Annotated in this window: 20 protein-coding genes and 2 tRNA genes; 15 read left to right on the top strand and 7 right to left on the bottom strand. The window is 33.5% G+C overall.

Annotated features, from left to right (window positions below; translation table 11 throughout):
• Nucleotides 1-4: 4 nt before the first annotated feature.
• A complete protein-coding gene (locus tag FGM02_RS15485) occupies nucleotides 5-2413 on the bottom strand; it encodes a YfhO family protein (RefSeq protein ID WP_139959402.1) in 2409 nt (802 codons plus the stop codon).
• 35 nt (nucleotides 2414-2448) lie between these two features.
• A complete protein-coding gene (locus FGM02_RS15480) occupies nucleotides 2449-2730 on the bottom strand; it encodes a DUF4834 family protein (RefSeq protein WP_139959401.1) in 282 nt (93 codons plus the stop codon).
• Nucleotides 2731-2829: 99 nt separating this feature from the next.
• On the opposite strand from FGM02_RS15480, the gene FGM02_RS15475 reads away from it, so the two are divergent.
• The 3 genes from FGM02_RS15475 (at nucleotide 2830) to FGM02_RS15465 (ending at nucleotide 5617) form a co-directional block, all read left to right on the top strand.
• Entirely contained in the window at nucleotides 2830-4281 is a 1452-nt protein-coding gene (locus FGM02_RS15475; protein WP_139959400.1) for a transporter, read from the top strand.
• 5 nt (nucleotides 4282-4286) lie between these two features.
• Nucleotides 4287-4997, top strand: coding sequence for a 16S rRNA (uracil(1498)-N(3))-methyltransferase (locus tag FGM02_RS15470; RefSeq protein WP_139959399.1), 711 nt, complete (start codon nucleotides 4287-4289; stop codon nucleotides 4995-4997).
• A 74-nt stretch (nucleotides 4998-5071) separates the two neighbouring features.
• Nucleotides 5072-5617, top strand: a complete 546-nt coding sequence (locus FGM02_RS15465) for a pyridoxamine 5'-phosphate oxidase family protein (RefSeq protein ID WP_139959398.1) — start codon at nucleotides 5072-5074, stop codon at nucleotides 5615-5617.
• 198 nt (nucleotides 5618-5815) lie between these two features.
• Here the strand turns inward: FGM02_RS15465 and FGM02_RS15460 are convergent, their stop codons facing one another.
• The 3 genes from FGM02_RS15460 to FGM02_RS15450 all read right to left on the bottom strand — a co-directional run bounded on the left by FGM02_RS15460 (nucleotide 5816) and on the right by FGM02_RS15450 (nucleotide 10178).
• Complete coding sequence (locus tag FGM02_RS15460) at nucleotides 5816-8758, bottom strand: glycoside hydrolase family 3 N-terminal domain-containing protein (RefSeq protein ID WP_139959397.1); 2943 nt, start codon at nucleotides 8756-8758, stop codon at nucleotides 5816-5818.
• A gap of 64 nt (nucleotides 8759-8822) precedes the next feature.
• Nucleotides 8823-9305 carry an ABC transporter ATPase gene (locus FGM02_RS15455; RefSeq protein ID WP_139959396.1) on the bottom strand — a complete coding sequence of 161 codons (483 nt, stop codon included), beginning with the start codon at nucleotides 9303-9305 and terminating at the stop codon, nucleotides 8823-8825.
• 99 nt (nucleotides 9306-9404) lie between these two features.
• On the bottom strand, nucleotides 9405-10178 hold the full coding sequence (locus FGM02_RS15450; RefSeq protein ID WP_139959395.1) for a 3'-5' exonuclease: 774 nt from the start codon (nucleotides 10176-10178) through the stop codon (nucleotides 9405-9407).
• Between the two features lie 166 nt (nucleotides 10179-10344).
• Between FGM02_RS15450 and thrS the strand changes: the two genes are divergently transcribed.
• The 4 genes from thrS (at nucleotide 10345) to rplT (ending at nucleotide 13617) form a co-directional block, all read left to right on the top strand.
• Nucleotides 10345-12285 carry a threonine--tRNA ligase gene (gene thrS / locus FGM02_RS15445; protein WP_139959394.1) on the top strand — a complete coding sequence of 647 codons (1941 nt, stop codon included), beginning with the start codon at nucleotides 10345-10347 and terminating at the stop codon, nucleotides 12283-12285.
• Between the two features lie 42 nt (nucleotides 12286-12327).
• Nucleotides 12328-12882 carry a translation initiation factor IF-3 gene (gene infC / locus FGM02_RS15440; protein ID WP_262711129.1) on the top strand — a complete coding sequence of 185 codons (555 nt, stop codon included), beginning with the start codon at nucleotides 12328-12330 and terminating at the stop codon, nucleotides 12880-12882.
• 95 nt (nucleotides 12883-12977) lie between these two features.
• The gene (gene rpmI / locus FGM02_RS15435; protein WP_139959392.1) at nucleotides 12978-13175 is read left to right on the top strand and encodes a 50S ribosomal protein L35; all 198 of its coding nucleotides are present in this window, start codon (nucleotides 12978-12980) and stop codon (nucleotides 13173-13175) included.
• A 97-nt stretch (nucleotides 13176-13272) separates the two neighbouring features.
• A complete protein-coding gene (gene rplT, locus FGM02_RS15430; RefSeq protein ID WP_139959391.1) occupies nucleotides 13273-13617 on the top strand; it encodes a 50S ribosomal protein L20 in 345 nt (114 codons plus the stop codon).
• A 317-nt stretch (nucleotides 13618-13934) separates the two neighbouring features.
• Here the strand turns inward: rplT and FGM02_RS15425 are convergent, their stop codons facing one another.
• Complete coding sequence (locus tag FGM02_RS15425) at nucleotides 13935-14855, bottom strand: FKBP-type peptidyl-prolyl cis-trans isomerase (protein WP_139959390.1); 921 nt, start codon at nucleotides 14853-14855, stop codon at nucleotides 13935-13937.
• A gap of 129 nt (nucleotides 14856-14984) precedes the next feature.
• Here FGM02_RS15425 and FGM02_RS15420 point away from each other — a divergent pair, with 129 nt between their 5' ends.
• Together FGM02_RS15420 and FGM02_RS15415 are read left to right on the top strand one after the other, a co-directional pair.
• Complete coding sequence (locus tag FGM02_RS15420) at nucleotides 14985-15362, top strand: RNA-binding S4 domain-containing protein (RefSeq protein ID WP_139959389.1); 378 nt, start codon at nucleotides 14985-14987, stop codon at nucleotides 15360-15362.
• An 81-nt stretch (nucleotides 15363-15443) separates the two neighbouring features.
• Nucleotides 15444-15941, top strand: coding sequence for a phosphoribosyltransferase family protein (locus FGM02_RS15415; protein ID WP_139959388.1), 498 nt, complete (start codon nucleotides 15444-15446; stop codon nucleotides 15939-15941).
• On the opposite strand, the gene FGM02_RS15410 is transcribed toward FGM02_RS15415, so the two are convergent.
• Nucleotides 15938-16450 (bottom strand): shikimate kinase, encoded by a 513-nt coding sequence (locus FGM02_RS15410; protein ID WP_139959387.1) that lies wholly within the window; start codon nucleotides 16448-16450, stop codon nucleotides 15938-15940. The two genes, FGM02_RS15415 and FGM02_RS15410, sit on opposite strands and share 4 nt — an antisense overlap.
• A 114-nt stretch (nucleotides 16451-16564) precedes the next feature.
• On the opposite strand from FGM02_RS15410, the gene FGM02_RS15405 reads away from it, so the two are divergent.
• The 6 genes from FGM02_RS15405 (at nucleotide 16565) to FGM02_RS15380 (ending at nucleotide 19812) form a co-directional block, all read left to right on the top strand.
• Nucleotides 16565-16637: transfer RNA gene (locus FGM02_RS15405), tRNA-Lys, on the top strand.
• A 53-nt stretch (nucleotides 16638-16690) separates the two neighbouring features.
• A tRNA-Leu gene (locus FGM02_RS15400) sits at nucleotides 16691-16774 on the top strand.
• A gap of 491 nt (nucleotides 16775-17265) precedes the next feature.
• Nucleotides 17266-18051, top strand: coding sequence for a carboxypeptidase-like regulatory domain-containing protein (locus tag FGM02_RS15395; RefSeq protein WP_139959386.1), 786 nt, complete (start codon nucleotides 17266-17268; stop codon nucleotides 18049-18051).
• Between the two features lie 34 nt (nucleotides 18052-18085).
• Nucleotides 18086-18436 carry a DUF1801 domain-containing protein gene (locus FGM02_RS15390; RefSeq protein WP_139959385.1) on the top strand — a complete coding sequence of 117 codons (351 nt, stop codon included), beginning with the start codon at nucleotides 18086-18088 and terminating at the stop codon, nucleotides 18434-18436.
• Nucleotides 18437-18515: 79 nt separating this feature from the next.
• Nucleotides 18516-19076 carry an RNA polymerase sigma factor gene (locus tag FGM02_RS15385; protein ID WP_139959384.1) on the top strand — a complete coding sequence of 187 codons (561 nt, stop codon included), beginning with the start codon at nucleotides 18516-18518 and terminating at the stop codon, nucleotides 19074-19076.
• Nucleotides 19063-19812, top strand: coding sequence for a DUF3379 domain-containing protein (locus FGM02_RS15380; protein WP_139959383.1), 750 nt, complete (start codon nucleotides 19063-19065; stop codon nucleotides 19810-19812). The genes FGM02_RS15385 and FGM02_RS15380 overlap by 14 nt, the downstream gene beginning before the upstream one ends.
• The last annotated feature ends 34 nt before the right edge of the window (nucleotides 19813-19846 follow it).

The following is a 19846-nucleotide window of genomic DNA, read 5'->3' as shown; positions in this document are numbered from 1 at the left end:
CTTCCTAATTATTTAATTTCCTTCTACTTACAAAACCAGCAGCCAACAACACAAAAAACACTCCAAAGGATCCCAAAACAATAGTTCTTCCTTTAGAAATAATAGTCGGTTCAAATTTAAACTCAATGCTATGTTTTCCTGCGGGAATTTCCAAAGCACGTAAAACATAATTGGCACGTATGTGGGAGGTCAATTTTCCGTCTATATAGGCATTCCATCCATTTTTGTAATAAATTTCAGAAAACACCGCCAATTCATTCTTAGTACTTTCAGAAGCATAAGAAATTGCATTGGCTTGGTACTTTGTCAATTTTATTTGTGCCAAAGAATCACTTTGAACTTTTTTTAGTACAGCAAATTCATTTTTATTGATAACCGCCGTTTCTTTGGAATTAAAGTCGCTCAGTGCTAAAATTTCTTCATTGGCGCTGTTCACATATTTTACATGCTTTACAAACCAAGCGTTGCCATTTGGATATGGATTTACTTGAAGTCCTTTTTTACCCTTTTCATCAGGAATTATAAAATATTTTGTATTCAACATATTCAAAACTTCCATATTGTTTTTCAACAAATGAAAATCGACCAACTCTTGGTAACGACCTAATTTAGCAGCATGGTACCCTCCAATAGACTTGTGGTAGTACGAGGTTGCTCCGTCATTCATAAAATTACCTGCAAAATTTGCCACACGGTAATGCCCTTTGTCTTTCAATATTTCTTTATCAATTGCCGACATGACAAATGGTTTTTCAACTCGTTTAGCGGGTAAAAAATCTTCATTATTCACATAGCGCCTCGCGGTTCCTACCATATCAAACAACAAAGTCGCACCCAATAAAACCAGCAGTGCTTGTTGTTTTAATTTTCCTTTTAAATACAGAAAAATTCCTCCAGCAATCAAAATGATCAAGACCAATGTTCTTAAGCTATCTTTAAAAAATATGGCTTTTCTATCGGCCATTAAGGCGCCGCTAAACCCGGGAATCATTTCGTCATAAGAACCGTCTCTAGCTCCAACAAAATCTAAAATAAAAGGACCTAGCAAAGCAAAGAACAAAGCCAAACCACCTGTTATAAAAAAAGATTTTTTAAGCGCTGTTAGCTTTATTTCCGTGTCTTTTTTTCCAAATACAATTTCTTTAAAAGCAAGCAATCCTAATAAAGGAACAGCTATTTCTGCCAAAACTTGAATGGAAGAAACGGCTCTAAATTTATTATACAAGGGTACATAAGCAATAAAGAAATCGGTTAAGATTGAGAAATTATGTCCCCAACTCATAGCAATGGAAAAAATAGTAGTCGCCACCAACCATTTTTTTAATTTCGTATCTACCAATACAATTCCCAATACAAATAAGAAAATAAAAATAGCTCCAATATAAGCAGGCGCCGCCACAATAGGCTGACTTCCCCAATAGGTTGGAATATTTTCAGAAAATTGTCTTGCCTGACCTTTGTCTATTTTGTTGCTTAAAAAAGCATAGGTATTCGATTCTGTCCCCAAGTTTTCGCTATTGGCACCTCCCGTCAGTCGAGGAATAAACAAATTAAATGTTTCCAATAAGCCATAACTGTATTCTGTAATATAAGAAGTAGACAAACCAGTACTGGCTTCTTTTTGTTTTCCATCAGGAAAAACGGTCAAAGCACTTTTTCCTCTTGTACTAAAATCTGCATATTCTTTGGTAGCCATTAAACTGGCTGCATTTGTTCCCAAAGCCAAAACTCCGGCTATGGCCAAAACTCCCACTTGCTTGTAAAAAGAAAGCAATGATTTTTTTGCTTTTATACGCTCTATCAAAACAACCAAGCCAAGAATTAGCAAAGAAAAAAGCATGTAATAAGTCATTTGCGGGTGACTTGCATTTAATTCCAAAGCCAAAGCAACTGTTGTTAACGCAAAACCCCATAAATAATTTTTCCGAAACACCAATATAAATCCTGCAAAAACCAAAGGAATATAACCTATGGCATGTGCCTTTGCATTGTGCCCTACGCCTAAAATAATAATAAAATAAGTTGAAAAACCAAAAGCCAAAGAGCCTATAATGGCCAATTTCCAATCAAACTTTAAGACCAGTAGCAATACAAAAAAACCGACAAAATACAGAAATAAATAATCTGCAGGACGTGGTAAAAAACGAATCACACTGTCTAGCGATTTTACATAATCATTCGGATAATAGGTACTTAATTGGTACGATGGCATTCCTCCAAAGGCCGCATCTGTCCAATAAGGTTCCGTATCATGTTTTACTCTAAAATCATTAATTTCTTTAGACATCCCTCTAAATTGTTGGATGTCACTTTGGAACAATTTATCACCGCGTAATACGGGTGAAAAATACATAAGTGAAGCAATTACAAAAGTAATTACAGCGACTAAATACGGGACTGTTTTTTTGAGCATTTATTTTTTATTGAAACTTTTATTCATTTTACAAACTAATCCACTTCTTCATAATCTACATACTCACCAACTGTGTTGTCTGTATTAGATTGCTTATTGTGTACCGTTTTTTTGTCTATTATCGTTTCACCAACTTTTGTTTCTTGTTGTTGACTTTGATAATTCGATTGATTTTGTTGTGCGCGTTCTTGTGCTTTTTTTACTGCTCTTGTTAATACAAACGGTAACACATAACGCGCTATAAATTTGAGCCCGTATATAACCAATAAAATAATCCCTATGGTTCTAAAAAAAGTGATGATTCCTGCCTCCTGCATATCGTATTAAAAAAATTTATTCAAAAATAACAATTTGAAAGGAACTGCAACGTTAGTATTGATAAAATCTTATATTTGACAAAATTTTCACTACTCCGAATGACTAAAAATTATTGGTTTTTACTTTTCCTACTTTGTTACACTTTTGGCCAAGCACAATATACAGACGTCATTAATTCAAATAGACCTGGACTTTCTGAAAGTCCTTTTGCAGTTGGTATAGGAGTTACACAGCTAGAAGCAGGTTTTGTTCATCAATATATAAAAGATCGTTCTGCTCCTAATTCTATTGAAGAAAATTATTTTACCCAAACCTTGAGAAGAAGTTTTTTTTCAGAAAAACTTGAGTTTAGTCTTTCTGCTTCTCAAAACACGTTTAGAAACAACCTAAGTACAAATCGGTACAAAGGATTTATCAGTTCTTATGGATTTGGAGTGAAGTATTTAATTTATCAACCCAAAATAGAAAAACAACCTAAAGAAATTAGAAGTTGGTATAGGAAACATAAATTTGATTGGAAAAGACTGATTCCAACTGTTGGATTCAAAATTGGAGGTACCTTTTACAATGGTCCAAATTTAATTCCATATCCAAGTCAATCCATTTACCAGCAAAGAGAAGGAAGTGACTATGGAACCAACTTTACCTTACTTTTACAAAATGACTTGAATGATTTTTGGGTAGTTACCAGCAATTTATTTTATGCGAAAATACCTGACCACCGTGATCAATTTGACTTTATAGTATCTTCTAACTATACCTTATCTGAAGCATGGGCTGTATTTGGTGAAATAGAAAAACCATTGAACGCCTCTATTTTTACGGGCAACTTTAGAACTGGTCTGGCCTATTTACAAAATGACAATTTTCAATTAGATTTTCACCTAAATTCTGGGTTAACAAACACGGAGACCTTAATTGGTTTTGGAGTAGGAGCTTCTTATAGAATTGACAGACATCGGAATATGTATCGAATTGTAGATGTAGACGAATACGGGAACCAGATCATTCCTCCTAAAAAACCATCATTTGCAAAACGTGCTGCAAAAGGAACTGGAAATTTTTTAACCCTAGCTGGAGAAAAAATAAAAATTCATGTGACTCTTGCTGCCATTGCAACTGGGTCATTCTTCAAAAATATTTTTAAGAAAAAGAAGAATAAAACTACTAAAAAAGAGAAAAAGGTAAAAACAAAAAAAATTAAAAAGCCGAAAAAAGGAAAACGCCTTCAACAAGAAATAGAAGACCGTGACAAGCCTAAAAAGGAAAAAGACACGCTTCAAGATAATTCTGAAAAAAAATCGTTCTTCTCTAAAATTCTAGGAAAGAAAAACAAATCAAAAGAAAATGATATTGAAGAGGAAGATGATGATGAAGAAGACACTAGTGTAAAAGCAGTTGATCCTACTTCTGACAAGTCTTCTAATAAAGAAGAAACCGTTGACAAACCTAAGGCAAAAAAGAAAAGTTTCTTTTTAAGATTGTTCAAAAAGAAGGAAAAGCCAACTATTGAAGCCACAGAACCAGAAGAAGATTCAAGTCAAAACTAACAGCTATGCAATTATTTTTCAACGCAACACTAAGTTTAGAAAGTAAAGAATTTAAATTCGACAAAACTGAGAGTCGACATATTGTACGTGTTTTAAGAAAAAAAGAAGGTGATCTTTTAAATATCACCAACGGTCAAGGAGCTCTTTTTACTGCTGAAGTTTTAGTGGCAAACGACAAAAATTGTTTGGTAAAAATTGTAAAAGTCGAAGAGAAACAAAAACCTTGGAACTACCATTTACATATTGCCATTGCTCCTACAAAATTAAACGACCGCATAGAGTGGTTTTTAGAAAAAGCCACAGAAATTGGCATTGATGAAATCACCCCTATTATTTGTCACCATTCTGAACGAAAAGTTGTGAAATTGGAACGATTTGAAAAAATAATCTTATCGGCAATGAAGCAATCTTTAAAATTTCATTTACCAAAAATTAATGAAGCTGTTACATTTAAACAGTTTTTAGCACAACAACAAAATGGGGCCTTATTTATTGCGCATTGTGAAGAACAAGAGAAGAAATCATTTAAAAATGAAATTGCCCCGGACACAGATATTACTATTCTTATAGGTCCTGAAGGAGATTTCTCACCAAAAGAAATTGAACTCGCCTTGTCTAAAAATTTCCAAGCCGTAAGTTTAGGTGAAAGTCGACTGAGAACAGAAACTGCCGCTTTGGTAGCCTGTCATTCAGTAGCTTTCGTAAATGAAAAGTAACTTTTTTTTGAAATTCTATTTTCGATACGATACAAAATAATACCACTTTCTATATATTTGAAAAAAACTAAATTATGGGAAAGAAGTTAAAACATATTAGTCCAGAATTACAAGAATTTATTAAAAAGCAAGCCCTGTTTTTTGTTGGCACTGCAGCTGAAGAGGGACGTGTAAATATCTCTCCCAAAGGAATTGATACTTTTAGAGTGCTGGATGAAAATAAAATTATTTGGTTAAACCTTACGGGTAGTGGCAATGAAACCGCCGCACACTTGCTTAAAAACAATCGCATGACCATACTATTTTGTGCTTTTGAAGGAAAACCTCTTATTTTACGTCTTTATGGCGAAGCCAAAATTTACCACACCCGCGATAAAGAATTTGACAAGTATTTAGATTTCTTCCCGAAAACGGCTGGGTCTCGACAAATTATAGAAATGAACGTAGATTTAGTTCAAACCTCATGTGGCTTTGCGGTTCCATTTATGGATTTTAAAGAGGATCGAACAACTTTAAACACTTGGGCAGAAAAACAAGGAGAAGAAAAAATAGAAAATTATTGGAGAGAAAAAAACAGTCAGAGTATTGATGGTTTTGAGACTAAAATTTTTGAAGAATAAAAACTTATTTACATCCTTCTCTACGCAGTTATTAATATTTTTCTAAAGCAGCAAGCACCTCTTTTTTATAAGTTCTGCTAATTGTCAAAGTCTTGTTTTGAATCCTAATTTCTTCCTTGGTAAATGAAGAAATAATATAAGATCGATATACAAACGGATTTTGATTTACCTATATTAAAAATAAAACAAAATCCGTATTTATTCTACAATTGCATCAACCGCTAAGGCTTGAATCTTAGTTCTAATATCTTCTTTTCCTAACTTATTATTATCCATGGTAGGGTACGTTCTGTTTGACAAAAACACATACAACAAACCAGAATCTGGATCGGCCCAAGTATACGTACCCGTAAAACCGCTATGCCCAAAACTATTGTCGGAAACACAACCACAAGTTGATAGTACTTCAGGGTCTAATTGCGGCTTATCAAAACCTAAACCTCTTCTAACTTGATCTCCTTTAAAATAACGGGTATTGAATTTTTTTAAGGTATGTGAACTCAAATACCGCTGTCCGCCATAATATCCATCTTGCAAATACATTTGCATAAACTTAGCCACATCATTGGCGTTAGAAAACAAACCTGCATTTCCACTAACTCCGCCCATCATAGCTGCACCCATGTCATGCACATGACCTTGCAAAATTTGATGACGAAAATAACGATCTATCTCAGAAGGAACAATTCGATCCTGCTCAAATTTACGAAGTGGGTTGTAGGTTAAGGTATACGCTCCTAAAGATTTGTAAAAATAACCATCCGCTAAATCTTCCATTTTGCTATGGTAATTTTCTTCAAAGAATTTCTTAAACATAAAAAAAGCCAAACCACTGTATTTGTACCCTGGTGTTTCGCGTTGCTTTACTTCTTTAATCTTTTGGTAAATGCTATCTATATAATCTGTCCTTAAATACACCTCTTTGGCTACTTCAATACCAAATTTTGCTGATCGACTTTTACTGTAATATTTGTCTAATAAATTTTTACTCAAACTATCAATCGTTTCTAAGTAAAAAGGAATCCAAGCTTGCAAGCGAGCGGTATGTGATAGCATTTCTTTAACCGTCAACGTATCTTTGTTTGAATCTTTGTATTCTGGCAACAAATTACCCAAAGTCTGACTCAAAGTAAACAACCCTAATTCTTCACTTTTCATAATTAAGGGCAAGCCCCCAAGTATTTTTGTCAATGAAGCCAAATCGAAAATAGAACTATTTGTAACGGCTTGTTTTTGCTCATAGGTATAATAACCAAAACTTTTTTCATAAATAACTTTTCCATGTCTAGCGACTAAAACTTGTCCCCCAGGAGCCATTTTTTCTGAAATAACCAATTTCATGACACTGTCAATTTTCTGTAATTTAGCACTACTTACGCCTACCGATTCGGGAATCCCATAAGACAAACGCATCAGATTTACAGAATGCAAACCAAAACCTTCCGGATAATTTTCATTAATTGTTACGGGTAATTTTCCATGAGTTTCAACGGCACCAAAAATTGCTTGAGCGGCAATATCTTGGGCAAAATAACTATTTTGATACGCCAACAACAGCCCCTCTATATTGTCAAAATATTTGAGTTGCAACAAACTATAAGGACTTGCAAATACACTTACAATAGTTTTATGTGCTTTGGCAACGGATTGTAACACATCAATTTCTTCAGTACTAAATTTAAAACTACGCCATGGCGTTGCATTTGATTTATGATAACCAATAATTACCTGATCAAAATCCTGTAACTTCCCTAACAATTCTGTTTTTGAAGTATAATGGATTTCTTTTACATCGGCATAACTTTGTAACCTTGTAACAAAACTACTGTTGTCGGCATCCCCTATTTTCACATAAGCAATACGTTTATTGGCCAATTCTTTTATAGGAAAAATACCGTTTTTATTATTCAATAAGGTCATAGATTGCTCCACTAACTTTCTATGTAGCACGCTGTCTTTTATCGTATTTAAATCTGCTTCGATGTTTGCTACTTTTATGGGTTCAAAATGATGAAGGCCCGCCCAATATTTAGCTTTTAATATTTTTTCAACAGAGTGATTCAAACGACTCATTGTTAAAATATTTCTTTTCAACGCTGTTTTAATTTTTTTAACGGCAGCCCCTACATCTTCAGGAATTAACAATATATCGTTTCCTGCCATAAAAGCAGCCAAATCAATATCCCCTGGTTTTGCATAGTTAGCAGCACCTTTCATATTCAATGCATCCGTAAATATCAATCCATTAAAACCCATTTTTTGCTTTAACAATTGGGTAATCACTTTGTATGAAATTGATGTAGGAATTTCAGGGTTTGGTTCTAACACAGGAACACTTAAATGTGCCGCCATTATACTTGTCAAGCCCGAATCAAATAATTTGGCATAAGGATACATTTCAATCGCCTCCAAACGTTTCAAGTCGAAATTTAATTGTGGCAAGGTTTTATGTGAATCTTTAGCCGTATCACCATGGCCAGGAAAATGTTTGGCATTGGCAAGTACGCCTTCACTTTGCATTCCTTTTATGAAAGCTGCTGCTTTTTGAGTGACATTGAATTTATTTTCACCAAACGAACGATTTCCAATAATTGGGTTCTCAGGATTGGTATTGATATCTACAACAGGCGCAAAATTAATATGAATTCCTAATCGTTTGCAATGCACTCCCAGTCGCTGTCCAAATTGTTCTAGCAATAGATCATTAGAAACAGCCCCAAGGGTCATGTTCCAAGGATAACGAAAAGTTTTCTTTAAACGCATGTCCAACCCCCACTCTCCATCAAAACCAATTAATAAGGGAATTTTGGATTTTTTCTGATACCTGTTATTTAAGACTGCCTGTTTTTCAGGTGTACCCTGCATAAAAATTAACCCCCCAATATGGTGTTTTTTTATTTCTGCTTCAATTTTACGTGCATGCTTTTCGTCTAGATTAGAATAGGCTTGAACCATAAACAACTGCCCTATTTTTTCATTTAGGGTCATGGATACCATTTTGTTTGAAACCCAAGCTTTTTGAGCGGCGGCGTCTTTAGTTAGTAAAGGATCTAATTGTTGCGCATTTAAATTAGAAAAACATGCTAGCAATACTACCAAACAGCTTTTTACTATTTGCTTTTGGCCTTTGGCTTTTCTCATAGTTAATTTCTCTTCTTAAATTAAAAACTTTTCCGATAGCTAAAAGCTAAAGGTTCATTACAATTTAAACAAATCGTGCATGCCAGCTTTCACTTGCAGGAACTTCCCATTTTGTTTCCACTTCTTTTTTGGTTTGCACCATATTGTTAAAAACAATGGTATCTGCAGTAATTTTTCCTTCTTTAGCAAAATTTTGAAAATCACTCAAACTCACCAAATTAATAGTCGCACCATCTTTAAAAGTGACATTTAATTTATTCATCAAATCTACCGACAATGCATCCTCAACACTTTTTACAAAACGAACTGAAGAATCTATAGAACAGCCAGAAGCCTGTGCAAAAGATTCATCCACAGCCAAAATGATAAATTGTTTGTATTTGATAGTAAAACCTCCTTTTAAATCGTCACCATGTCTTGTCCAAGCATTGATAAACTCACCGGCCTGAATTTCGATTTCTTTTATTTCTTCTTCAGAAAAACTTCTATCTGCTTGGTATACCCAAACTCTAGACGAATCTGGCAAGCTATTATAATCTACTAACATATTATTTTATTTAAATACACGTCAACAAGCTCAGTGTACGGATTAAAAAATCAAAGTCCATGGTATTCTCAAATACTTCCACCGACTTATTGTAAATTTTTATAATTTTGTGTTCATGCTTCGCAATTTTATTTGCGTCAGCACTTTTTTTGTATACAATGGAAAATCGGCATTTTGAATCCAAGCATAATATCCTGGGTTTTCAGCCAAAACATCCAATACTTTTCTGCCTTTGTATTTTCCAAACGTAAATATTTCATTTTCCTCATCGTCAAACATTAAAAAACCAGCAAAATCGGCTCTTTTATTATGTGAAGAAAATTCACTTAAACTTTTTACGTCATTTTCTAGGTCTTCATATTTATCCAACTGTGCCAATAAAATTTCATAAGTCGCTAAAGTATCTGCTTCCGCTGAATGTGCATTTTCTAAATCTTTGTCGCAATAAAACTTATAACCTGCACTTAAAGTTCTTTGTTCTTTTTTATGAAAAATTACTTGCACATCAATGGCTACTCGATTCTTCATATCAAAATCCAATCCTACACGCAGCATTTCTTCAGCCAATAAAGGAATATCAAAACGATTGGAATTGAAGCCTGCCAAATCGCAACCTTTAATCATCGTGTTAACGGCAGGTGCTAATTCTTTAAACGTAGGTTCATTAGCTACTCGCTCATTGGTAATTCCATGAATATCAGACGACTCTTTTGGAATAGCCATTTCGGGATTGACCAACCATGTTTTACTTTCTTTATTGCCATTTGGCATCACTTTTAAAATAGATATTTCAACAATTCTATCTTTAGCAATATTAATACCCGTTGTTTCTAAATCGAAAAATACAACTGGTTTTTTTAAGTTTAATTCCATTCTATAATTTATCTAGCTGTAAAGATAGTATTTCTAAGTATTTTATAAAGGTACTGGCCTGATTTTTATCTTGGAAAAGCAGCGAAAATTAAGATGCATTTATATTAGAAATTTTGTTTGTTAAGCCATAGTTTTCTAATATCTTTGCTTTCTTAAAAATAGATTCATGATTAATATTACTTTACCTGATGGAAGTGTAAGAGAGTACGAAAAAAATAGTACTCCAATGGATGTGGCGATGAGCATAAGCCATGGCTTGGCAAGAAATGTAATTTCTGCTAATTTTAACGGAACTACTGTTGAAACCAAAACCCCTTTAACCACAGATGGTAACTTAACCTTATATACGTTTGAACAAGCCGAAGGTAAAAAAGCATTTTGGCATTCATCCGCTCACGTTTTAGCACAAGCTATTCAAAAAATTTATCCCGGTGTTAAATTAACGATTGGACCTGCCATTGATAATGGATTTTACTACGATATCGATTTTGGAGACCACAAGGTTTCTGAAAATGACTTTGTGAAAATTGAACAAAAATTTTTAGAATTAGCAAGAGGTAAACACGAATTTACTTTGCGTGAAGTTTCTAAAGCAGATGCTTTGGCTAAATACAAAGAAGAAAACAATCCTTTTAAAGTTGAATTGATTGAAAATTTAACTGACGGAGAAATCACTTTCTGTGATCATGACGACTTTACAGATTTATGTCGTGGTGGACATATTCCTAACACAGGTATCATTAAAGCTGTAAAAGTGATGAGTGCTGCCGGAGCGTATTGGAGAGGTGATGAAAACAAACCTCAGTTAACACGTATTTATGGAATTTCATTTCCAAAAGCAAAATTGCTTAAGGAATATTTAGAATTGTTAGAATTAGCGAAACAACGTGACCACCGCAAACTTGGTAAAGAATTAGAATTGTTTACTTTTTCATCAAAAGTAGGACAAGGATTGCCTTTATGGTTGCCAAAAGGAGCTGCCTTAAGAAGTCGTTTAGAAGACTTTTTAAAGAAAGCACAAAAGAAAGCGGGTTACGAAATGGTGATGACACCGCATATTGGACAGAAAGAACTGTATGTAACTTCTGGACATTATGAAAAATATGGAGAAGATAGTTTTCAACCTATCAAAACTCCAAAAATGGATGAAGAGTTCTTGTTAAAACCAATGAACTGTCCACACCATTGTGAAATTTACAATTACAAACCTTGGTCTTATAAAGAATTACCTAAGCGTTATGCAGAGTTTGGAACGGTGTACCGTTACGAACAAAGTGGTGAATTACACGGAATGACGCGTGTTCGTTGTTTTACACAAGACGATGCACATATTTTTTGTACACCTGATCAATTAGATCAAGAATTTAAAGATGTAATTGATTTGGTATTGTATGTTTTTAAAGCTTTAGGTTTTGAAGATTTTACAGCGCAAGTTTCTTTAAGAGACCCTGAAAATCCGGAGAAATATATTGGTTCAGATGAAAACTGGGACAAAGCAGAGAATGCAATTTTAAATGCGGCCAAAGAAAAAGGTTTAGATTATGTAGTGGAAACAGGTGAAGCTGCTTTTTACGGACCTAAGTTAGATTTTATGGTAAAAGATGCTTTGGGAAGAAGTTGGCAACTAGGAACCATCCAAGTGGATTACAATTTACCAGAACGTTTTAACTTAACCTACAAAGGATCAGATAATTCAGAACACAGACCCGTAATGATTCACCGTGCACCCTTTGGTTCTATGGAACGTTTTATTGCGGTATTATTAGAACATACAGGAGGTAATTTCCCACTTTGGTTGATGCCAGAACAAGTTATCTTATTGCCTATCAGTGATAAATATCAGAAATATGCTCAAAAAGTTTCAGAATTGCTAGAAAATTCCGAAATTCGCGCCCTGATTGATTCTAGAAGTGAAAAAACTGGTAGAAAGATTAGAGATGCAGAAATGAGTAAGATTCCATACATGATTATTGTAGGGGAAAAAGAAGAGAACGAAGGAACTGTTTCTGTAAGAAAACACGGAGAAGGAGATATAGGAACATTTACAATTGAAGAATTTATTCAATTGATACAAAAAGAAGTAAACAGTACATTAGTACAATTTTAAATAACGCTTGTTTTAACAAGTTTAAATTTTGAAGTCATAGCAATACGTAGAAACAGAGCTCCAAGAAAACCCTGGAGAGTACAAAACGAAGACCAACACAGAATTAACAGTCGAATTAGAGACGTTGAGGAAGTAAGATTGGTAGGTGATAACATTGAAGTTGGGGTATACCCAATTAGAAAAGCAATGGATATTGCCAAAGAGCAAGAATTGGATTTAGTTGAGATATCCCCTAAAGCGGTTCCACCAGTTTGTAAAGTGATTGATTACAAAAAGTTTTTGTACGAGCAAAAAAAGCGAGAAAAAGCTTTGAAGTCTAAAGCTACAAAAGTTATTGTAAAAGAAATCAGATTTGGTCCGCAAACCGATGAACATGATTACGAGTTTAAAAAGAAACACGCAATCAAGTTTTTAAAGGAAGGAGCAAAACTTAAAACTTTTGTATTCTTTAAAGGACGTTCTATTATATTTAAAGATCAAGGTCAAATTTTATTATTAAGATTAGCCCAAGAACTTGAAGAATATGGTAAAGTAGAGCAAATGCCTCGATTAGAAGGTAAGAGAATGATTATGTTTATTGCCCCTAAAAAGAAATAATTCTTTTAAAAGTTCAATAATCTACAAAGCTTAGGTTACTTATAACTGATAGCTTATAAAATAGTAAGTAAGAATAAATTAAACAAAGGAGAGAGATGCCTAAATTAAAAACAAAGTCTAGTGCTAAGAAACGATTTAAAGTTACTGGTTCTGGAAAATTAAAGAGAAAGCACGCTTTTAAGAGTCATATTTTGACAAAAAAATCTAAAAAGCGTAAATTAAAGTTAACTCATGATGGTTTGGTACACAAAGCAGATGAGGCTAACATTAAACAACAATTGAACTTAAAATAATACTTTAAGTCAATTAGGTAATTATTATTATTAACCTTGGAGTGGGCTAATTTAAGAACATTAATTTGTCGCCTTACTACAAAAAAACATTGAAATTATGCCAAGATCAGTAAATTCAGTAGCCTCAAGAAAAAGAAGAAAAAAAATCTTGAAGGCTGCAAAAGGTTACTTCGGACGTCGTAAAAACGTTTACACAGTAGCAAAAAATGCGGTAGAAAAAGCGATGACATATGCTTATCGTGACCGTAAAAACAACAAAAGAAACTTCCGTGGTTTATGGATTCAACGTATCAACGCTGGAGCTCGTCAACATGGATTATCTTACTCTCAATTTATGGGGAAAGTGAAAGCGAACAACATCGACTTAAACCGTAAGGTTTTAGCTGATTTAGCTATGAACAATCCTGAAGCTTTTAAGGCTATCGTTGATAAAGTAAAATAAATTATTAAATCATTCTTACTTATAAATCAAGACCATCTATTAGATGGTCTTTTTTTTGCTCTTTAACGAAGTTTTAAATAATCTTCGTAACAATACAAGCTCTATAATAACAAGAAATACTATAGGTCTTATACACACCCATTACCTAATAACAAAATCTGTTTCACCTAACTAAAGGGCTTTGGAATCTCGAACAAACAGGATCATTCCTTTCTTATCGTATCTCCTAAGCCTATACAACAATTTCATTAGAAGGCATAAAAAAACCTCTTATAACAAATGGCTACAAGAGGTTTTATTTTTTACAAGAGACTTTCCTATTTGAATTCTCTATCTGGATACGTTGCTTCAAAGTAAGTTTGTAATTCAGATCTAGATACCACACCATCTTTTGGATCAACATCTACCTCATCAATGGTTAATATTTTATCACCATCATCATCTATGTCCAAATAATCATTATACCCATCCTTATCTGTATCTATTACCTCTACCGTTCCGTTGTCATTGTTCAAAATTTCATATTTGGTCGGAATTCCATCGGCATCATCATCAGATAAATTTACCTCATGTACTTCAATTTTAAACACCAAAGGAGAACTAGCCGTTATTAATCCTGTAGCAGAATTTCTATATCCTAAACCAGAAGGAAAAAAGATATAACCAGTACTATAGCCTGTATGACCAAATGTTCTATCCGGATTGGTGAATTTTGTACCTCCCTTAAATTTTGTCAAACCATAAGAAAAACCTTGAACAAATGAAGAAACAGGCGACCAGCTTGGAAAATTTCCACTTGCATCAAAAACAGTTCCGTCCAACAACATTCCTTCATATTTATAATAAACAGAATCTAACAAACTAGGAGTACCTGCTTCGTTCTCATCATCACCTTCGTTTATCATTAAGGTATACATACTATATTCTCCATCTACATCAGCAACCTCAATCCCAGTCATGTGTTCTAACACTAAATTATCATCCGCTAAGTTTACATCCCAAATTGCTTTTTGATCTGCCAATGGCAAATCTGCTTCTCCACCATCACCAATGGTCAATATTGCGTCATCATTTGTGTTGTAATAATGTGTTTTTAAATAACCAACCAACGAATCATTGTCAATTGTAATTTGCCCTTCATGATCAAAATTATCTACTGCAAGCGTACTTCCAGTATCACATGAAATAATTAAAACTGCTATAAGCAGCAGTTGACAAAAGTTTTTTATTAAATTCATAAGAATATTTTAATTAGTGTGTAAGAAAAAACACGGCTTTTACAATAGAGTACACGGTATTTTTTCGCTTCGCAATGTACAATTTTCCTATCTTTGTTAAAAGAGTTTCTCTATAATTTAACTTTTCTTATGAGAGTAGACAAATACCTATGGACAGTCCGTTATTATAAAACCAGATCTATTGCGACAGAGGCCTGTAAAAAAGGACATGTAAAGATAAATGGTACCAACCTAAAACCTTCTAAAGATGTGTATGTTGGTGAAAAATTATTGGTAAGAAAAAATCAAATTAACTATGAATTAGAAATTCTTGACATTCCCAAAAGTAGAGTTGGCGCCAAGCTTGTTGATTTGTATAGAAAAGACACCACTCCCAAAGAACAATTTGAAGCTTTAGAACTCCTAAAATACTCTAAAGACTATTATCGTAAAAAAGGTGTTGGGCGACCGACTAAAAAGGACAGAAGAGATATTGACGAGTATATAACAGACGATTCCGAGGAATAATCCACCTTTGAAATATCTTAAAATTATCAAGACGAATTCAACAGATGTTTTTATATTTGAAGTATCTTTAAAAAACCTACTATGACGGATTCTATCATCCTAACCAACGAACAAATTATTCATAAAACAAAAAGGATTGCTTACCAAATATTAGAAAGCAACACCAATGAATCAAAAGTAATTTTAGCAGGTATATGTGGAAACGGAATTATATTTGCCGAGCGTTTAAAAAAAGTTATCGAACAAATTTGTGATTTGAAAGTTGTATTATGTGAAGTAAACATCAACAAAAAAAATCCTTTAGATACAATTAGCACTTCAATTCCTGCAGCAGAGTACACCGACCAATCCTTGGTATTAGTAGATGATGTCTTAAATTCGGGCACTACCTTAATTTATGGTGTAAAGCATTTTTTAGAAGTTCCTTTAAAAAGATTTAAAACAGTAGTATTGGTGAATAGAAACCACAAAAAATATCCTGTAAAAGCTGATTTCAAAGGAATATCAATGTCTACTTCTATTTTAGAACACATCAGAGTTGAGTTTACAGAAGACTCTTCCGTAGCCTATCTTTGCTAAGCTAATTTCTCAACAATTTCTTTTGAAATTTCTTCAATAGATTTGTCATTTACAGAAACGATTAATTGAGCTTGCTCATAAAATAGAGCGCGTTCAAAAAGATGTTTGGCTATAAATTCTTTTAAATTTTCATCTGCAATATTCGCTACCAAAGGTCTGTTAGCCTTCTCATGAATAATTCTATTGTAGATTGTATCAATTGCTGCTTTTAAATATATAGAAGTCGCTTTCTTATTAATTAATTCCATGTTTCCTGTCAAGCATGGCGTACCACCTCCTACTGATAAAATAAAATCATCGTTTCTTTCTAACAATTCCTTTAAATAAAAGGATTCTTTCTGACGGAAATACACTTCTCCCTTATTCTTAAAAATAGAGGTAATGGTCTGTGCTTCTTTCTCTTCTATATAAGCATCCAAATCAATCAATTCAACATTCAATGCCGACTTTAAACTTTTAGCAACTGCTGATTTACCACTGGCCATATACCCTACAAAAACGATCTTCATAAATAGAAAATTTAACGAAATAAATAAAATACAAATATGACTTAAAAAATTGCAATAAAAAATTTGTCAACTGAAAATATATACTATATTTGCACTCGCAATCAGAGATTGTATGACCTGGTAGCTCAGTTGGTAGAGCATCTCCCTTTTAAGGAGAGGGTCCTGGGTTCGAGCCCCAGCCCGGTCACAAAAAGCTTCTCTTTTATTAGAGAAGCTTTTTTTATTTGTAGTTTTTATTACGCACACATGGCGGAATTGGTAGACGCGCGGGCTTGAGGGGCTCGTGTCCGAAAGGACGTGGAAGTTCGAGTCTTCTTGTGTGCACATTTACACTTTCATGGTTTAGCTTAAAAAACAAGTTCAATTAGGAACTTGAATTTATTTTTTTTTGTATTTTCGTTGGTGAAAAAGCTAAAAAAAATTCACCGCTATGAAAACTAAAAAAAGCTTGCTACTAATTGCATTCGGCTCTATTGTCCTAACTTCATTTATTTTTCTTTTAAAGGAAGAAACACTTTACGATAACAAACTAATTAACGTGCTTGAATTTTTCATTCTTACGGGGATCTTTTTTTCTTTAACATCTACGGCTTATTTTGTGACGAAGATTTTGAGAAATGAATACTCTTCCTAAATAAAGAAGAAAATTGTAGCAAAAACTCACTTCCCTTTTCCTTAAGTTATTGTCAAATTTGATGGTAACCTACACAATGCTGCAACTTACTCAAATTGCAAAACACGAAATAAATAAGGAATATCATCTGTTTTCACAGATTTTTAACTTCCATTTAAAGGTTTATTAGTATACTTGCAGCATGCAAAAACTGTTTTTTTCTCTACTGATCTGCTTCCTTGCTTGTACTAGTGTGCAATCGCAAGAAATAGCTACAATCGTTTCTTTAAAAGGTCAAATATTAGATGGTATTTCTAAAAAACCATTAATGGGTTCTCATATCTTAAACCTAAACGATGTTGTTGGTGCCACTACAGATTTTGATGGTCGATTTGAAATAAAAACAGCTGTAAATGATACCTTAATGATTTCATATGTTGGGTACCAATCGATCAAACTAAAAATAACAAACGATTTAATGAAAGGGAATGAACTGTCTATTACCCTTCATGAAAAAGCCAATGAAATTAGTGAGGTAGTGGTAAAAACCCACAACTTAATTGGAGTGTTAGAAATTGATGTAAAACAGGTCCCTAAAGATAAGTATTCAAGAATTCACATCAACGGAATTGCACAAACTTATGAGGTTGGTAAAGGAACTCCAAAAAGTATGAATACGGTAACTGCTGCTGTGTACCATCCGGTAGACTTCCTATATAATATGTTTGGAAAAAAACCGAAAGCTTTAAAGAAACTAAAAAAGCTAAAGGAAAAAGACAATCTTAGAGAAATATTAGGAAATAAATTTGACAGAGAAGTCATGTTAGAATACTTAAACATGAATGACAAAGAGTTGAATGAACTGCTAGATGATTGTAATTATTCTGAATATTTTATCAAAACGGCAAGTGACTTACAAGTTGTTGAAGCTATTTTAGATTGTCATGAAAACTACAAAGCTTTGAAAAAAGGTTCTGTAGCTCAATAAAAAATCTTTATTTTAGAAGCTCTAAATTCATGAGATGGAATTGAACAGCTTAGATGCCTTTTACGACAAATTACAAGAACCTACAAAAAGTTGTCTTTTGGCCATACGCCAACTCTTATTGTCGTATGATACCGATATTTGTGAATTAAAAAAATACGGACTTCCCTTTTTTTATTACAAAAAGAAGGCCTTTTGCTATTTGTGGAAGGATAAGAAAAGCCAAGAACCCTATATAGGAATTCATCGTGGTTATTTAATTGAGCATCCAAAATTGATCAAAGGAACTAGAACAAGGATCAAAATTTTTCCTATTCATCCAGAGCAGGATATAGACAAAGACACCTTGTTTGAAATCTTAGACTTAGCCAAACTTCATTATAAATAAAAAAAAGTTTATCCTCAGGCAACCTTTTTACTTTTTTAAGCGTCTATATACATAGAAGACCCATGTCAAAAACTACAGCTTGAAAATAATTTCTATACATAACAAAGAGCAACGACTTTTAAAAGAGGCGAAAAAACAGAATAGAGCTGCTCAGCAAACCTTGTATGAAACCTATGCTCCTAAAATGTTAGGGGTTTGTAGACAATATGTAAAAGACGTACACCATGCTGAAGAATTAATGCTAAGTGGTTTTCTAAAAGTCTTTACCCACCTAAATAATTTTGAGAACAAAGGGAGTTTTGAAGGCTGGATTCTTAAAATCATGGTCAATACTTGTATTTCGTATATAAGAAAACACCATCCCATAATTTTTGCAGAAGATACAATGCTTGTTGCTATTCAAGAAATAGAGAATATTGAAAATACCGGCGAAAAAGAATTGCAAAAATTGATAGATCAGCTACCAGAAGGCTATAAACTCGTTTTCAATTTATATGCTATTGAAGGATATAAACATGCTGAAATTGCCAAACAACTAGGGATTTCTGAAAGCACTTCTAAGTCTCAATTATTCAAAGCCAGAAAATGGTTGCAGAAACATTATGTCAAAATGAACGATTTAGCCAATGGAAACAAATAATACAGATACCGTTTTTAAAGAAGCTTTCAAAAACAGAAAGTTGCAGCCTTCCAGTTCCTCTTGGAATCGATTGAGTGCACAACTTGACGAACACCAAGAAACAAAAAAGAAAAAGCGAGTTTGGGTGTTTTTAAGTTATGCCGCAAGCTTTTTATTCATCCTTGGTTTGAGTATTTATTATTCACAACAAAGCACTACAACACCAGTATATAATTTAGAGGAACAACTAGTAGGTAATGATAAAACCACAGCTGCCCCCATTGTTCATCCTAAAGTAGAAACCTTAATAATAGTCGAAGAACCAACAACTTCTTACCTAAAAGAAACAAGCATTGCCTTCAACAATAAGAAGAAACAAAAAATTACCAAACAAACTATAATTCCCTTAAAAGTTGAAAATAAGTCGGATGTAAAAACAGCTATTGCATCCTCTATAGCCGCTACTGAACCTAAAGAATTAGCAGCCACAAAAACAAGTCATCGTAAAATAAAAATTGACCCCAATTTGTTATTAGAGGCCATAGCCTTAGAAAACGAAGCTCTCTTAAACAAGACCGAAAAACGCAATCTTATTGAAAAAGAACTGCTCAAAAGAAATTTAAATTTAGATCCTATAGCCTTGCTTCAAGAAATAGAAAAAGACATTGACAACAGCAGTTTTAAGGAAAAATTCATGAAATCTTTAAAAGTCAATATTGAACATTTTGCAACTGCTTTTAACGAAAGAAATAAATAAAAATCTAGAACCAAAAGGCCATTGTTTCTCCAAC

The organism is Flavicella sediminum, from assembly GCF_006381105.1.
Lineage (GTDB): Bacteria > Bacteroidota > Bacteroidia > Flavobacteriales > Flavobacteriaceae > Flavicella > Flavicella sediminum.
This window is presented reverse-complemented; position numbering and strand designations above follow the sequence as displayed.

Bases quoted from the DNA above. Each gene is read 5' to 3' on its own strand.
- FGM02_RS15485 (WP_139959402.1), bottom strand. From the start codon at position 2,413: ATGCTCAAAAAAACAGTCCCGTATTTAGTCGCTGTAATTACTTTTGTA.
- FGM02_RS15480 (WP_139959401.1), bottom strand. From the start codon at position 2,730: ATGCAGGAGGCAGGAATCATCACTTTTTTTAGAACCATAGGGATTATT.
- FGM02_RS15475 (WP_139959400.1), top strand. From the start codon at position 2,830: ATGACTAAAAATTATTGGTTTTTACTTTTCCTACTTTGTTACACTTTT.
- FGM02_RS15470 (WP_139959399.1), top strand. From the start codon at position 4,287: ATGCAATTATTTTTCAACGCAACACTAAGTTTAGAAAGTAAAGAATTT.
- FGM02_RS15465 (WP_139959398.1), top strand. From the start codon at position 5,072: ATGGGAAAGAAGTTAAAACATATTAGTCCAGAATTACAAGAATTTATT.
- FGM02_RS15460 (WP_139959397.1), bottom strand. From the start codon at position 8,758: ATGAGAAAAGCCAAAGGCCAAAAGCAAATAGTAAAAAGCTGTTTGGTA.
- FGM02_RS15455 (WP_139959396.1), bottom strand. From the start codon at position 9,305: ATGTTAGTAGATTATAATAGCTTGCCAGATTCGTCTAGAGTTTGGGTA.
- FGM02_RS15450 (WP_139959395.1), bottom strand. From the start codon at position 10,178: ATGGAATTAAACTTAAAAAAACCAGTTGTATTTTTCGATTTAGAAACA.
- thrS (WP_139959394.1), top strand. From the start codon at position 10,345: ATGATTAATATTACTTTACCTGATGGAAGTGTAAGAGAGTACGAAAAA.
- rpmI (WP_139959392.1), top strand. From the start codon at position 12,978: ATGCCTAAATTAAAAACAAAGTCTAGTGCTAAGAAACGATTTAAAGTT.
- rplT (WP_139959391.1), top strand. From the start codon at position 13,273: ATGCCAAGATCAGTAAATTCAGTAGCCTCAAGAAAAAGAAGAAAAAAA.
- FGM02_RS15425 (WP_139959390.1), bottom strand. From the start codon at position 14,855: ATGAATTTAATAAAAAACTTTTGTCAACTGCTGCTTATAGCAGTTTTA.
- FGM02_RS15420 (WP_139959389.1), top strand. From the start codon at position 14,985: ATGAGAGTAGACAAATACCTATGGACAGTCCGTTATTATAAAACCAGA.
- FGM02_RS15415 (WP_139959388.1), top strand. From the start codon at position 15,444: ATGACGGATTCTATCATCCTAACCAACGAACAAATTATTCATAAAACA.
- FGM02_RS15410 (WP_139959387.1), bottom strand. From the start codon at position 16,450: ATGAAGATCGTTTTTGTAGGGTATATGGCCAGTGGTAAATCAGCAGTT.
- FGM02_RS15395 (WP_139959386.1), top strand. From the start codon at position 17,266: ATGCAAAAACTGTTTTTTTCTCTACTGATCTGCTTCCTTGCTTGTACT.
- FGM02_RS15390 (WP_139959385.1), top strand. From the start codon at position 18,086: ATGGAATTGAACAGCTTAGATGCCTTTTACGACAAATTACAAGAACCT.
- FGM02_RS15380 (WP_139959383.1), top strand. From the start codon at position 19,063: ATGGAAACAAATAATACAGATACCGTTTTTAAAGAAGCTTTCAAAAAC.